Genomic DNA, 13,491 nt, shown 5'->3' with positions numbered 1-13,491 from the left:
ATCAAAAAAGAGGAGCGAGACATGGGCAGGCTTTCGATTTTTGCAGTATCGGCTTTGATGTGCGCAGCGTTTAGCACGGGCGCGTTCGCGGCAGGCGGCGAGATCGCCGTGATCGTCAAAACGGTCAATTCGAATTACTGGCAGAACGTGCAGAAAGGCGCGAAGGCTGCACTCGGCGATGCCAATGGATACACGATGACGTTCCAAGGTCCGGCCGCCGAATCGGATATCACCGATGAAGTCAATATGGTCGAGAACGCCGTCAATCGCCACGTCGCCGGTATCGTACTCGCGCCGTCGGATCCCGATGCGCTCGTCCCCGCGATCAAGAAAGCGTGGGAGGCGCATATCCCCGTCGTGTTGATCGACTCCGCGCTTTCCAATTCCGGCAAGCAGTACTACCAGTCGTTCCTGTCGACCGATAACGAGAAGGCCGGCGAGCTTTGCGCGCAGGCGCTGATCGACCGCGTCGGCCAAACCGGCAAGATCGCGCTCATGTCCTATGTGCCGGGCGCGGGATCGGAAATCGGGCGTGTCGGCGGCTTCAAGAAATATCTCGCGGCCCACTCGAAATTGCAGATCGTGGGCCCGTACTACTCGCAGTCCCAGATGGCGACCGCGCTGAATCAGACCACCGACGTGCTTTCCGCGAATCCCGATCTGAAGGGCATTTTTGGGGCGAACGAGCCGACCGCCATCGGCGTGGGCCGTGCGCTCAAGCAGTCCGGGAAGGCCGGCAAGGTGGTGGCGATCGGGTTTGACGGCAACCAGGATCTGCAAAATTTCGTGCGCGACGGGACGATCCAAGGCATCGCCGTTCAAGGCTCGTATCAGATGGGATACAAGGGGATTCAGACCGTCGTGAACGTCATCGAACATAAGCCGGTCGCGAAGGATATCGATACGGGCGTCGTGATGGTCGATCAGAAAAATCTCGACTCTCCCACGGCGAAAAACGTCCTCTATTGACGATGCCGTTCACGCCCGCGCCGACGCTGAGAAAGCGGCTGGCGTGGGTCTATACGGGCACCCCTTCAACGATCGATACAGTTACGAACGCGTCACTCGATGATCAACGCTCGCGAAATACGTTCTTTGCCGCGCGGTGGGTTGGCACTGACAGCCTTAGGTCTCGGTTGCTCTCAACTCGGCGGTCTTTATCGTCCGATCTCCGCAGCCGAGTCGGAGGCGCTCGTCGATGCCGCGTGGTCCGCCGGCCTGCGCTATTTCGATACGGCACCCTACTACGGCTATACGCTTTCCGAGCGACGCGTCGGTCAGGCGCTCGCCGCGCGCGAGCGCAATGCCTTTGCGCTCAGCACGAAAGTGGGGCGTCTAATGTGCGCCGATGCGAGCGTGCGGCCCGGCGACGATGGGTGGGCCGAGCCGTTGCCGTTTCGTCCGATCTTCGATTACAGCTACGGCGGCATCATGCGCTCGTACGAGGATAGCCAGCAACGGCTCGGGGTGCCTCGCATCGACATGCTGTACGTCCATGACATCGGGGCGATGACGCACGGCGATCGACATCCGCACTATTGGGCTCAGCTCACGGAAGGCGGCGGTTTTCGTGCGTTGACGCAGTTGCGCGAAAGCGGCGCCGTGCGCGCCATCGGCCTCGGTGTGAACGAATGGGAAATCGTCGTCGATGCGATGAACGAAGTGTCCCTCGACGTAGTCTTGCTCGCCGGCCGGTATACGTTACTCGAGCAGACGGCGCTCGCGCCGCTGCTCGACGCATGCGTGCGCGCGGAAACGGCTGTCGTCGTGGGCGGGGTATTCAACTCCGGCGTACTCGCGGGCAACGGAAAATTCAATTATGGCGATGCGCCGATCGAAGTCGTCGACAAGGTGCAACGCCTCGCCGATGTCTCCAAGCGGTTCGACGTCCCGCTGCCGGCGGCCGCGCTGCAATTCCCGTTTGCTCATGCGGCTGTCGTGTCGTGCGTCGTCGGCGCGCGCAGCGTCGCGCAATTGCAGCAAAACATCGCGTGGCTCGAACGACCGATCCCCACCACGTATTGGCAGGCCTTGCACGATGAAGGGCTGATCGCCGCCGATGCACCGGTCCCGAAGGGGCAAGCATGATGCAGCGTATCGATGCGCATCAGCACTACTGGCAAATCGCCGCGCGCGCCGGTTACTGGCCGCCTCGCGAGTTGCACGCGATCCATCGCGATTTTGGGCCGGCCGATTTGGCGCCCGAGTTGGCCGCGGCCGGAATCGGCGGCACGGTCCTTGTCCAATCGCTGCCCACCGAGGATGACACGCGCTTTCTGCTCGATCTCGCTGAGCGGACGGCCAGCGTGTTGGCCGTCGTCGGTTGGGTCGATATGAAGGCTGCCGACGCCGCCGCCAACGTTTCAGCATTCGCTCGGCACCCGAAGGCGCGCGGTCTGCGGCCGATGCTTCAAGACTTGCCCGACGTCGCATGGATCGACGACCCGGCGCTCGATAGCGCCGTCGCGGCCATGATCGAGCATGACTTGCGCTTCGATGCATTGGTGATGCCGCGCCATCTCTTTGCGCTTTACGAATTCGCGCGGCGGCATCCGGATCTGAAAATCGTCGTCGATCACGGTGCGAAACCGGGTATCGCAACGAGAACGGTCGAGCCTTGGCTGTCGGCGATGACGAAGCTCGCACTCCTTCCCAACGTGCACTGCAAGCTCTCGGGGCTTTGGACGGAGGCCGGCGACGCCGTCGATGTCGAAGCGATGAGCCGCCGCGTCCGTCCGTATGTCCGTGCGCTTGCCGAGCTGTTCGGCCCACAGCGGTTGATGTGGGGCAGCGACTGGCCGGTGCTTCGGCTCGCCTGCGCCGGCGGTTATCGCGAGTGGGTGGCCGCGTGCGAAGACGATTGCGCGCGGTTCTTGGGAGCCGAGGCGGTTCCCGACGTATTCGGCTCGAACGCCTGCAAGTTTTATCGCGTCGGCGACCTCCGTCGCCACGCTTGATTCGATCAAGAGGACATTCATATGCTTAGCGTGATCTGCGAATCGCCCGGGGTGTTGCGCGCCCAGCAATCCGACGTACCCGTTCGTGCGCCCGGCGAGGTGTTGCTGCGTGTGTCTCGGGTCGGAATTTGCGGCACCGATCTGCACATCTTCACTGGCAACCAGCCCTACCTTCAATACCCCCGCGTGATGGGACACGAGTTTTCCGCGGTGGTGGCCGATGCGGAAACCGACTCGGGCTTTGCACCCGGCGACGCCGTGTACGTCATGCCTTACTTGTCGTGCGGACAGTGTGTCGCCTGCCGGCAAGGCAAGACGAATTGCTGCGTCAACATCAAAGTATTGGGCGTCCATCGAGACGGCGCGCTGGCGGAGTACCTTAGCGTGCCCGCGCAGTTCGTTCACAAGGCCGAAGGCGTCACGCTCGATCAGGCCGCGATGCTCGAATTCTTGGCGATCGGCGCGCATGCCGTACGGCGTGCGGATGTCATGGCCGGTCAACGGGTGCTCGTGGTCGGGGCCGGTCCGATCGGCATGGCGGCCATGATCTTCGCGAAGCTGCGCGGCGCCAACGTGACTTGCCTCGATACGCGCACCGATCGCTTAGAACTTTGCAAGTCGCAATTGAATGTCGACGCGGCGGTTGCAGTCGGCCCGACCGATGCCGATGAGCTCGCATCGCTGACCGACAACGAGTTCTTCGACGCCGTGTTCGACGCGACCGGCAATATCGATGCGATGAATCGCGGATTCGGATTTGTCGCCCACGGCGGTAAATACACGTTGATATCGATCGTGCCCGGGCAGGTGACGTTCTCCGATCCGGAGTTTCATAAGCGCGAGACGACGTTGCTGGCGAGCCGGAACGCTACGACCGCCGATTTCGAAACCGTGCTGGAGGCGATGCGTGCGGGCCGCATTCCCGATCGGGCGCTGAACACGCACCGCATGCGGCTTGCCGATGTTCCGGAAGCGTTTCCGCGCTTGTTGGAGACGGGGCAGACGGTCGTGAAAGCCTTGGTGGAGTGTTGAACGAGCAGCATGGGACGTTGACGGACGCCAGTATGAATGAACCCATCCTTCAGTTCGGCACGAGCCGATTCCTTTTAGCGCATGTTGCGCTGTTCGTCTCCCAAGCGCTCGCGCGCGGCGATGCCATCGGCGGCATCGGCGTCGTGCAGACGACCGGCAATGCGGCTAGTCGAGCCCGTATCGCCGCGCTGTCGCGCGAGGGTAGCTATCCCGTCCGTATTCGTGGGAAAGAGTGCGGTTCCACTGTAGACCGGGTCGTCGTCTGTGACGCAATTCGTGCCGCGTGGAGCGCCGATAGCGATTGGACGGCGATACGCCGCGCGGCCGTCGAGCATGTGCGCGTCATCGTGTCGAACACGGGCGACGCGGGCTATCGCCTCGACGAACGCGATTCGGTCGAGCTGCTAGCGGACGACCGGGCGGTGCCGCGCAGCTTCCCCGCGAAATTGCTCGCCTTGCTTTATTCGCGTTGGCAGGAACGTGCGGAGGACGGCATTTCCATCTTTCCTTGCGAATTGGTCGCGAACAACGGCGATACGCTGCGTGACATCGTGCTCGGTCTTTGCATGCAGTGGTCGCTCTCCGACGCCTTCATCGATTACCTCCGGACTCGATGCATTTGGGTGAACTCGCTCGTGGATCGGATCGTGTCGGAGCCGATCGACCCCATCGGTGCGGTGGCGGAGCCGTATGCTCTGTGGGCCATCGAGCGACGCGCGGGTATGACGTTGCCTTGCACGCACGAAAATATCGTTCTGACGGACGACCTACGAAGCCATGAACGGTTGAAGCTATTTTTCCTCAATCTCGGTCACAGTTGGCTCGCGGACCAATGGCTCGCCGAACAGCGATCGCTCTCCGAAACCGTGCTCGATGCGATGAACGACTCGCGTACTCGCGGTGAAGTGGAGACGGTCTGGCAAGAGGAAGTCTTACCGGTCTTCGAGGCGATGGGCATGCGCGTACAAGCCGAGGCATATCTCGCCAGCGTTCGCGAGCGGTTCGGCAATCCGTACCTCGATCACCGGCTCGCGGACATCGCGCAAAACCACATCGCAAAGGTGAAGCGGCGCGTACAGCCGCTGATCGAACTCGCGAATACGTTGCCGATGCGGATCGAGCAGCCGCGCTTGCGTGGCTTGCTGTCGAAGCGCGGACTTATCTAATCGGCGAACACACCAGGCAATGATCATGGCGGATAGGAACGTCGTACGCCTTCATGACGACGACAACGTGGCGGTAGCGCTACGCGCATTAGGCGCGGGCGAGCACGTGGCGTTGAACGGACGGCATGTACAACTGCAAGCGGACATTCCCGCGGGACACAAGGTTGCAATCGCGGACATCGCCTGCGGCGCGCGGGTCTGCAAATACCGGCAAACCATTGGCGTTGCGCTGCGAGACATCTCGGCCGGCGAGCATGTACACGTGCATAACGTCGGCATGCCGGCTCGACACGAGCAGGGCCGGACGGAGGAGGGGGCGCTAGGCCTAAGCGTCGATGCACCGCTCTCCGACGCGTTCATGGGCTTCGTGCGGCCCGACGGGAGCGTGGGTACGCGCAATTTCATCGGTGTGATCGCCAGCGTCAATTGCTCGGCCAGCGTCTGCCATGCGATTGCCGATGCGTTCAAGGGCGACGCCATGACTTCGTTCGGGAACGTGGACGGCGTCGTTGCCATTACCCATCAAAGCGGATGCGGCATGTCTTCGACGGGAGACGGCATCGCGCTATTGCGCCGTACGCTCTTGGGATATGCGCGAAGCCCTAACTTTGCAGCGGTGCTTCTCGTGGGTCTCGGTTGCGAAGTCAATCAGGTCGACGCGCTGATCGAGTCGTTGGAGCCGGCCGGCGCTTGCCCGGTGAAGACGCTCGTCATCCAGGAGCAAGGCGGGGCAAGGGAGACGATCCGCAGCGGCATCGAGATCGTGCGAGGCTTGCTCGACGTCGCCGATCGATCGGTCCGGACGACGGTGCCGGCGTCGAAGCTGAAACTAGGGCTTCAATGCGGCGGATCGGACGGCTACTCGGGCATGACGGCAAACCCCGCGCTGGGCGTGGCCGTGGATCTGCTCGTGCGCAATGGCGGGACCGCGATTCTCTCGGAGACGCCCGAGATCTATGGAGCCGAACATTTGCTGACGGCGCGGGCGGCATCGAACGAGGTAGCCGAACGCCTGCTCGAGAAGCTCAGGTGGTGGGAGCGCTATGCGGCCGCGGGCGGCGGTGAACTCAATAACAATCCGTCACCGGGGAACAAGGCCGGCGGAATCACGACCATTCTCGAGAAATCGCTCGGCGCCGTGTCGAAAGGGGGCGCCTCGCCGCTCAATGCGGTGTACGACTATGCCGACCCGGTGCGCGAGGCGGGCCTCGTGTTTATGGATACGCCCGGCTACGATCCGGTGTCCGCTACGGGACAAATCGCGGGTGGGGCAAACCTGATCTGCTTCACGACGGGACGGGGTTCGGTATTCGGCTCGAAACCCGTTCCGACGATCAAAGTCGCCACGACAACGGCGCTTTTCGAGCGGATGCCGTCGGATATGGACTTCGACAGCGGGCCCATCGTCGATGGGGCGCTCAGCGTCGAGGAAGCCGGGCGGCAACTGTTTCGACTGATCTTGGCCGTCGCGTCAGGGCAGCGCACGTGCAGCGAAATGAACGGCATAGGCGACCGCGAGTTCGTGCCGTGGTTGCAGGGTGCCGTCATGTAGCGCTGCTCAGCGCAAGGGGCTCACTTTGGACTCGGCGTTCGCCCGTCGGCCTGTGCTGCGAACAACTCGCGAAGAGAGTCGATCGAGCGGACATCGAATTCGAACACTTGCACATCGGCAAGGAGTTGATGTTCTGACGGTGTCGGGGCGCGGCTCAAACAAGTCCGCTTGCGTCGGGTTAGCCGCGCCTTCGTGCCTACGTTATCCACAGATTTTGGGGGCAACGCTGTGAATAACTGCGCGGACTGAGACGCAAGTCATTGAGCGGTATCGGTTTTCTCCGTGCGCCTCGCCTTCAGTGCGAAACGAGTCAATCGAGGCGGCGAATGTCGTCGCTTCATGCGGCGATCGAAGCTTCGCTGTAAGCCGCGAAGACAGTGTGGTACCGAGGCAGGCCCGGCCGAAATAGGGGGCCGGCGAGCGGATCAGGCTCGTACGACGGCGGGCCGCGGTTATCCACAGATTTTGGGGGCAACGCTGTGTATAACGGTGGGAACCGCGCTGCAAGTCGCTGAGCCGTATCGGTTTTTGCCGACCGCTCAGGTTTCGTCTAAGGGTGGCTCCGGCATGATCGATTGCCGCTGAAGGTAAAATTTGGCGACTAGACCGTGTTGGAGCAGGTGCTTGACCGCGCAGAACCAAGGCTTCATTTTGACTCGCCACTGGCGTGATACGCCAGCTGGTACGGAGGTGGTGTTCTGGCTGGCGACCGACGACGGGCCGCGCCAGCTCCGCTTGCGCCCGCAGGAATCGGTGGCGTTCGTGCCTGCCGGGCAACGCGAACACGTCGAGCAGAGCCTACGACGGGATCCGCCGTCAGGGCGGATCGAACTACGTCCGCTCGAGTTGCGCGACTTTCATCATCGGCCGGTGCTCGGACTCTATAGCCAGCAATACCGGCAGCTCACCCAGTTGGAAAAGCGGCTAAGGCAGTCGGGTGTCGACGTATACGAGGCCGATGTGTTCCCGCCCGACCGGTACATGATGGAGCGCTTCATCACGGCGCCCGTCACCTATCACGGCCGGCCGGACGATCGGGGGACGCTGCTCGACGCCGAGATGAAGCCGGCACCCGGCTATCGCCCGAGCTTGCGCTTGGTCTCGCTCGATATCGAGACGAGTGCCCAAGGCGAACTCTATTCGATCGCGCTCGAAGGCTGCGGGCAGCGCCAGGTCTATATGCTCGGTCCCGCCAACGGTGACGACAGCGGCGTCGATTTCGACTTCGACTACTGCGAGAGCCGCGCAGCCTTGCTCGAACGGCTGAACGAATGGATGGCCCGCCACGATCCCGATGCGATCATCGGCTGGAACCTCGTGCAATTCGACTTGCGCATCCTCCATGAGCACGCGCAGCGCTATCGCGTTCCGCTGCGTTTGGGCCGCGACGGCAGTGCGATGGAATGGCGCGAACACGGACTCACGCAGGGGCATTTCTTCGCGGGGGCGGCGGGGCGATTGATCATCGACGGTATCGAGGCGCTACGCTCGGCGACTTGGAGCTTTCCGTCGTTCAGCCTCGAATACGTTTCCCAAGCGGTGCTCGGCGAGGGCAAGGCCATCGACAATGCCTACCAGCGCATGGACGAAATCCAGCGCCGCTTCGACGAGGACAAGCCGGCGCTCGCGCACTACAACCTCAAAGATTGCGAACTGGTGACGCGGATTTTCGCCAAGACGGAATTGCTCGCGTTTTTGCTCGAACGCGCGACCGTGACCGGTTTGCCGGCGGACCGCAGCGGCGGTTCGGTGGCTGCGTTCACGCACCGCTACCTGCCGCTCATGCATCGGCTCGGCTTTGTCGCCCCGAACCTAGGCGATGTCGCGGGGGCCCCGAGCCCGGGGGGCTTCGTGATGAATTCGCGGCCCGGCCTCTACGACTCGGTGCTCGTGCTCGATTACAAGAGCCTGTACCCGTCGATCATCCGCACGTTCCGCATCGATCCGGTGGGATTGGTCGAGGGCATGCGCCATCCGGACGATGCCGAGTCGATTCCGGGCTTTCTCGGGGCGCGCTTTTCGCGGACGCGGCATGGCCTGCCGTCCGTCGTCGCGCAGATCTGGGAAGCGCGCGAAGCCGCGAAGCGCGACCACAACAAGCCGCTCTCGCAGGCGTTGAAGATCATCATGAACTCGTTTTACGGGGTTCTGGGATCGACCGGATGCCGGTTCTTCGACCCGCGCCTCGCGTCCTCGATCACGATGCGCGGGCATGAAATCATGCACAAGACGCGCGAATTGATCGAGGCGCAGGGCTACGAGGTCATCTATGGGGACACGGACTCGACGTTCGTTTGGCTCAATCACGCGCGTACGGAGGACGAGGCGGCGCAAATAGGGCGGACGCTCGTTGCGACCATCAACGACTGGTGGCGGCGGCATCTACGCGAACGGTTCGATTTGGATAGCGCATTGGAGTTGCAATTCGAGCGGCACTATCGCCGCTTCTTCATGCCGACCATCCGCGGCACCGATGAAGGCAGCAAGAAGCGCTATGCGGGTCTTACCTTGCACGAGGACGGCCGCGAGGAAGTGGTCTACAAGGGGCTGGAGACGGTACGGACCGATTGGACGCCGCTAGCGCAACGGTTTCAGCAAGAACTCTACTTACGCGTGTTCAGGCGGGAGCCCTATCAGGATTACGTTCGCGACTATGTACGCCGGACGCTAAGCGGGGAATTGGATGACCTGCTCGTTTATCGCAAGCGGTTGCGTCGTCCGCTGGCCGCTTACGAGCGCAACGTGCCGCCTCATGTTCGCGCGGCCCGGATGGCCGACGAATTCAATCGGCAGCAGGGGCGGCCGTTGCAATATCAACGGGGTGGCTGGATCAGCTACGTGATGACGGGCACCGGGCCGGAGCCGCTCGAAGCGCGTCGCTCCGGACTCGATTACGAGCATTACGTGACCCATCAATTGAAGCCCGTGGCCGATGCGATACTGCCGCTGCTGAACGATAATTTCGAATCGCTGACCAGCGGTCAGCAAACGCTTTTTTAATCGGCGAGCCGAGCGCCCTTGTCGGGCGCAAGATACGATCTGAACTTTGCGCATCGGCGCTACGCTAGATGTGCGACTAGGAGCGTTCAATGACGCGACACGTGAGGGGAATCGATCATGTCGTCATTGCGGTGCGCGATCTCGACGCCGCGAGCGAACATTTCACGCGGATGGGTTTTGCGCTGACGCCCCGCGGCTATCACACCGTTGGCTCCGAAAATCATTGCGCGATGTTTGCCAACGGCTATCTCGAGCTGCTGGCGGTGAGGACGCCGCATCCCGTCACGGCGTATTTTTCTCGCTTCCTAGACCATGGCGACGGTGCGGCCGCCATGGTCGTCGCAACTGACAATGCCCAAGCGCTCCATCGCGATTGGCGTGCGGCCGGTGTGCCCGTCGCGGAACCCTTCGACTTTTCGCGGCCGGTGCAAACCGCGCGCGGCGATGCGCTCGCCCGCTTTCGGATCACTCAGGTCGATACGGCCTATACGCCGGGGGGCTTAGTCTTCGCGTGCGAGCACCTGACGCCGGAACTCGTCTATTCACCGGATGAGACGATGCATCCGAACGGCGCGACGGGGCTCGCCGCCGTGACCGTTTCGGTTGCCTCCGCGCAACTCGAGGCGGTCGCCGACCGATACGCGCGCGTACTTGCGGCCAGTACGGCTACGTCCGGCGAAGCGGAACGCTCGATCCGCTGCGGCGATGTGGACGTGCAATTGGACGATACGGCGTCCGAGGCTAAGCCGGGCACGGCGCCCTACGTCTCGGCGCTTACGTTCGCGGTCCGCTCGCTCGACGCACTCACCAACACGCTGCACCGAAACGGTGTTGCGACAAAGCGCAGCGGCGACACGCTGTCGGTCGACGGGGCAATCGTGCATGGCGTGACGCTGCGCTTTGCTCAGCGCGGTCAGACCAAACCAGCGTAATAGCGCCGACAACAGCTTGCAGGAAGCTGTCACAGACATTTCATCGAACTCATCGATACTCCGCCCAGGTTCGGAAAACGAACTCGCTCCGTGCCGGACGCACGGAAGAAAAAAATCGGAGGCTTGCATGAAGCAAGGCCTCTTTTTTTCTCGGTGGGTTGCACACGCGTGCATCGCCGAGTCAATGCTGGTTTATCAATGGGTGGGAGCACGGGGTCAAAAATGAAAAAGTCACTTTTCGCGGTGGTTGCCCTCAACGGTATTTGCGCGGCGGCGCACGCTCAGGGGAGCGTGACGTTGTACGGCATCGTCGATGCCGGCTTGGGTTATACGAGCAATCAAGCCGTGGTGAGCACGGCCGGCAAGGCCGGCACGCCCGCGGTGCTGGTCGGCAAATCGGCTTATAGCTTCGCGAGCGGTACGTGGTCGGGCAGCCGCTGGGGCTTGAAGGGCAAGGAAGAGCTGGGCGATGGCCTCGCGGCGATCTTCCAACTCGAAAACGGCTTCAACATCGGTACCGGCCAGTTGGGTCAAGGTAGCCGCGAGTTCGGCCGCCAAGCGTTCATGGGCTTGAAGAGCACGAAGTTCGGTACGGTGACGATGGGCCGGCAGTACGATCCGATCGTCGATTTCGTGGGCTCGATCGGACCGACGAGCTTCCTGACCGGTATGGGCGCGCACCCTGGCGACCTCGACAACATAGACAACCAATCGCGCGAGAACAACTCGGTGAAGTACACGAGCCCCTCGTTCGGCGGTCTGACGCTCGGCGCGTTGTACGGTTTCGGCAACCAAGCGGGCAGCGCGAAGAACCAGAGCACGTGGAGCTTGGGCGGTCAGTACGTCAACGGCCCGTTCGCGATCGGTGCGGCGTATCTCGTGGCAAACAATGCGTATGGGCCGACGAGCGCATGGACGGGCGCCTACGACGGCACGTTCTCCTCCTCGATCAACCAAGGCTTTGCCAGCGCCCAGTACCAACGCATCATCGCCGCGGCCAGCACGTACACGATCGGCACGGTCACGCTCGGCGTGTCCTATAGCAACACGCAATTCAAGGCGAGCAGCGTCTCGCTGTTCCAGGGCAAGGAAACGTTCAACTCGGCCGGCTTGACGGCGTCCTGGCAAGCGACGCCGGCGCTGCGCGTCGCAGCAGGCTACGACTACACCGCCGGTAGCGCAGTGGCTGGGCAGTCGGGCTCGAAGTACAACCAGTTCAACCTGTCCTCGTTCTATAGCCTGTCCAAGCGTACGGCGCTTTACGGCTTGATCGGCTATCAAAAGGCAAGCGGCAAGACGCTCGATCAGTTCGGCAATGTCGTGAACGCAACGGCTTCGATCGGCGACGTGGCGAACGGCATCTCGTCGGCTGGCAACACGCAAACGCTCGTGCGCGTCGGCGTGCGCCACACGTTCTAAAAAGACGCGGCAACGGCGGACACGGCGGTCGATCGCCGTGTCCGCTCGTGCAAGGCCAACGAGATCGAGACGGAAATATGTCGAAAGCAAAATGGATTGCTAACACAGCGGCGGCGGTAGCGCTGACGGTAGGCGCCGGCCATGCCGCGTTTGCGGCCACCGAAATTCAGTTCTGGCATGCGATGGAGGCTTCGTTGGGCGAGCACGTGAACGCCATCGCCGACGATTTCAATGCTTCGCAAAGCGACTACAAGATCGTGCCGGTTTTCAAGGGCAACTACGATCAGACGCTCGCCGCGGGGATTGCCGCCTATCGGAGCGGCGATGCGCCCGCGATCTTGCAAGTGTACGAAGTGGGCACGGCCACGATGATCGGTGCGAAAAAGGCCGTCGTGCCGGTATGGAAAGTATTCCAAGATGCCGGCGTGCCGCTCGACAGCAATGCATTCGTTCCGGCGATTGCGGGCTACTATGCGCAAGCGCAGACCGGGCGCTTGGTATCGATGCCGTTCAATAGCTCGACCCCGATCCTCTACTACAACAAGGACGCCTTCAAGAAGGCCGGTCTCGATCCCAACCGCGCGCCCAAAACATGGGAAGAAGTGGCCGCCGACGCCGCGAAGCTGAAGGCGAGCGGCATGTCGTGCGGGTTCTCGACCGCGTGGCAAAGCTGGGTCCAACTCGAGAACTACAGCGCTTGGCACGCCGCGCCGTTCGCATCGAAGAACAACGGTTTCGACGGCACCGACGCAACGCTCCAATTCAATCAACCGCTGCAAGTCCAACACATCGCGCGTCTCGCGCAGATGGCGAAGCAAGGCACGTTCACCTACGTGGGCCGCAAGGACGAAGCGAACTCGAAGTTCTATAGCGGCGATTGCGGCATCGTCACGAACTCGTCGGGCGCATTGGCCACGATCCGCAAGTCGGCGAAATTCGACTTCGGCACGGGCATGATGCCCTACGACGCATCGGTGAAAGGCGCGCCGCAAAACGCGATTATCGGCGGCGCGAGCCTGTGGGTGCTGGCCGGCAAGAACCCCGAGGTCTACAAGGGAGTCGCGAAATTCCTCGCGTACGTGTCGAGCCCCGCGGTCGCCGCCAAGTGGCATGAAGACACGGGTTATCTCCCGGTGACGAAAGCGGCCTACGAGCTTGCCCTCAAGCAGGGCTATTACGCGAGCCATCCGGGCGCGGACACGGCCATCAAGCAGATGCTGAACAAGCCGCCGCTGCCTTACACCCAGGGCCTGCGCCTGGGCAACATGCCTCAGATCCGCACGGTGATCGACGAAGAACTCGAACAGGTGTGGGGCGGGACTAAGACGCCGCAACAAGGCCTCGACGCCGCCGTCGCCCGTGGCAACGATCTGCTGCGCCGCTTTCAACAGCAGCAAAACTAAAGTGGTCGGATCCGCTGCGGATCCTTTATT

At 62.3% G+C, this 13,491-nt stretch carries 10 protein-coding genes; all 10 read left to right on the top strand.

Features of this window, described 5'->3' with window-relative positions; all coding sequences use genetic code 11:
- Window positions 1-21 precede the first annotated feature (21 nt).
- Entirely contained in the window at window positions 22-969 is a 948-nt protein-coding gene (locus tag AB1286_RS29655) for an ABC transporter substrate-binding protein (protein ID WP_430366763.1), read from the top strand.
- Between the two features lie 102 nt (window positions 970-1,071).
- Window positions 1,072-2,088 carry an aldo/keto reductase gene (locus tag AB1286_RS29650; protein WP_430367357.1) on the top strand — a complete coding sequence of 339 codons (1,017 nt, stop codon included), beginning with the start codon at window positions 1,072-1,074 and terminating at the stop codon, window positions 2,086-2,088.
- On the top strand, window positions 2,085-2,957 hold the full coding sequence (locus AB1286_RS29645) for an amidohydrolase family protein (protein WP_430366762.1): 873 nt from the start codon (window positions 2,085-2,087) through the stop codon (window positions 2,955-2,957). The genes AB1286_RS29650 and AB1286_RS29645 overlap by 4 nt, the downstream gene beginning before the upstream one ends.
- 21 nt (window positions 2,958-2,978) lie before the next feature.
- Window positions 2,979-3,989 carry a zinc-binding alcohol dehydrogenase family protein gene (locus tag AB1286_RS29640; protein ID WP_430366761.1) on the top strand — a complete coding sequence of 337 codons (1,011 nt, stop codon included), beginning with the start codon at window positions 2,979-2,981 and terminating at the stop codon, window positions 3,987-3,989.
- Between the two features lie 32 nt (window positions 3,990-4,021).
- Window positions 4,022-5,155, top strand: a complete 1,134-nt coding sequence (locus tag AB1286_RS29635) for a mannitol dehydrogenase family protein (protein WP_430366760.1) — start codon at window positions 4,022-4,024, stop codon at window positions 5,153-5,155.
- A gap of 25 nt (window positions 5,156-5,180) precedes the next feature.
- Window positions 5,181-6,707, top strand: coding sequence for a UxaA family hydrolase (locus AB1286_RS29630; protein ID WP_430366759.1), 1,527 nt, complete (start codon window positions 5,181-5,183; stop codon window positions 6,705-6,707).
- A gap of 624 nt (window positions 6,708-7,331) precedes the next feature.
- On the top strand, window positions 7,332-9,707 hold the full coding sequence (locus AB1286_RS29625) for a DNA polymerase II (RefSeq protein ID WP_430366758.1): 2,376 nt from the start codon (window positions 7,332-7,334) through the stop codon (window positions 9,705-9,707).
- 89 nt (window positions 9,708-9,796) lie between these two features.
- Window positions 9,797-10,639: a VOC family protein gene (locus AB1286_RS29620; RefSeq protein WP_430366757.1), complete on the top strand. Its 843-nt coding sequence runs from the start codon at window positions 9,797-9,799 to the stop codon at window positions 10,637-10,639.
- A 222-nt stretch (window positions 10,640-10,861) separates the two neighbouring features.
- Window positions 10,862-12,058: a porin gene (locus AB1286_RS29615; protein WP_430366756.1), complete on the top strand. Its 1,197-nt coding sequence runs from the start codon at window positions 10,862-10,864 to the stop codon at window positions 12,056-12,058.
- Between the two features lie 77 nt (window positions 12,059-12,135).
- Window positions 12,136-13,461 (top strand): sn-glycerol-3-phosphate ABC transporter substrate-binding protein UgpB, encoded by a 1,326-nt coding sequence (ugpB, locus tag AB1286_RS29610; RefSeq protein ID WP_430366755.1) that lies wholly within the window; start codon window positions 12,136-12,138, stop codon window positions 13,459-13,461.
- Window positions 13,462-13,491 lie beyond the last annotated feature (30 nt).

The sequence above is a fragment of the Trinickia sp. NRRL B-1857 genome, assembly GCF_050470685.1.
Lineage (GTDB): Bacteria > Pseudomonadota > Gammaproteobacteria > Burkholderiales > Burkholderiaceae > Trinickia.
Note: the sequence above shows the minus strand (reverse complement) of the source record. Positions and strands in the feature narration are given on the sequence as shown.

What these genes read in the sequence shown, in the direction of transcription:
- AB1286_RS29655 (WP_430366763.1), top strand. Translation starts at nt 22, where the DNA reads ATGGGCAGGCTTTCGATTTTTGCAGTATCGGCTTTGATGTGCGCAGCG.
- AB1286_RS29645 (WP_430366762.1), top strand. Translation starts at nt 2,085, where the DNA reads ATGATGCAGCGTATCGATGCGCATCAGCACTACTGGCAAATCGCCGCG.
- AB1286_RS29640 (WP_430366761.1), top strand. Translation starts at nt 2,979, where the DNA reads ATGCTTAGCGTGATCTGCGAATCGCCCGGGGTGTTGCGCGCCCAGCAA.
- AB1286_RS29635 (WP_430366760.1), top strand. Translation starts at nt 4,022, where the DNA reads ATGAATGAACCCATCCTTCAGTTCGGCACGAGCCGATTCCTTTTAGCG.
- AB1286_RS29630 (WP_430366759.1), top strand. Translation starts at nt 5,181, where the DNA reads ATGGCGGATAGGAACGTCGTACGCCTTCATGACGACGACAACGTGGCG.
- AB1286_RS29620 (WP_430366757.1), top strand. Translation starts at nt 9,797, where the DNA reads ATGACGCGACACGTGAGGGGAATCGATCATGTCGTCATTGCGGTGCGC.
- AB1286_RS29615 (WP_430366756.1), top strand. Translation starts at nt 10,862, where the DNA reads ATGAAAAAGTCACTTTTCGCGGTGGTTGCCCTCAACGGTATTTGCGCG.
- ugpB (WP_430366755.1), top strand. Translation starts at nt 12,136, where the DNA reads ATGTCGAAAGCAAAATGGATTGCTAACACAGCGGCGGCGGTAGCGCTG.